This is a genomic window from Nocardia sp. NPDC004722 (genome assembly GCF_053601505.1).
Genome location: NZ_JBSGBY010001130.1, coordinates 1 through 1,009 on the forward strand (window position 1 = coordinate 1; position 1,009 = coordinate 1,009).

General features: G+C 68.0%; 2 protein-coding genes. One reads left to right on the forward strand and one right to left on the reverse strand.

All coding sequences use genetic code 11. The annotated features are described in order from the left end of the window. Positions 1-296: thioredoxin (gene trxA, locus ACWELQ_RS46295; RefSeq protein WP_452403287.1), on the reverse strand; the 296-nt coding region annotated here is incomplete at its 3' end. A gap of 191 nt (positions 297-487) precedes the next feature. Between trxA and ACWELQ_RS46300 the strand changes: the two genes are divergently transcribed. Continuing rightward, the coding region (locus ACWELQ_RS46300) for an isocitrate/isopropylmalate family dehydrogenase (protein ID WP_452403288.1) at positions 488-1,009 on the forward strand (522 nt) is incomplete at its 3' end.

A 1,009-nucleotide genomic window follows, 5' to 3' on the forward strand; every position in this document is an offset into this window, starting at 1 on the left:
AGATCCTCGAGGGCGGCGGGCGGCAGGGCGCCGGGCTGCGCGAAGACGAGGATGCCGTCGCGGAACGCCATCAGGGTGGGGATCGAGCGGATGTTCGCGGCGGCGGCCAAACCCTGCTCAGCCTCGGTGTCGACCTTGCCGTACACGACATCGGTGTGCTGGTCGGACGAGGCCTCGAAGGTGGGCGCGAAGCTGCGGCACGGTCCGCACCACGACGCCCAGAAGTCGACGAGAACAATGTCGTTCCCGGTGACAACCTCGTCGAAGTTCTGCTCGGTCAGGGTCTGGGTGGCCATGACTTCCTCTCGTGTCGATTTCCCGGTCCAACACCGGGCCCTACCCATATCTTCCCCGTGTCGCGTGCCTCCCGGGTCACAGAGCCCGCGAAACCTGCTCAAAGGTCTCGAAACCTGCTCCGAGGTCTCGAAACAGGCGTCGGCGTGTGCCGAATCGTCGCTGCTGCGCGGGTTGCGCGAGGATATCTGCCATGAGCGACACCGACACTCGGGTACGGCTGGGACTGATGGAAGGCGACGGTATCGGTCCGGAGATCGTGCGCGCCACCCGCGCGGTGGTCGACGACGCCTTCGAGACCACCGGCCTGCCGCCGGTGCAGTGGGTGCCGCTGCCCCTCGGTCACGAGGCGATCGAAGAGTTCGGCACGCCGGTGCCGGAACACACGCTCGAGGCGCTCGCGGAACTCGACGCCTGGATCATGGGCCCGCACGACTCCGCTTCCTACGCACCCGAATACCGCACCGGCCTGCCGCCGGCGGGCGCGGTCCGCAAACGCTTCGGCCTCTACGCCAATATCCGTCCGGCCCGCACCCTCGAGGGCGTGCGCTCGGTGGCGCCGGCCATGGATCTGCTGATCCTGCGTGAGAACACGGAAGGTCTTTACGCCGACCGCAATATGGCGGCCGGGTCGGGTGAGTTCCAGCCGTCGCGGGAGGTGGCGCTGTCGGTCGGCGTGTTCACTCGCGCCGCCATCGAGCGTGTCGCGCACCTG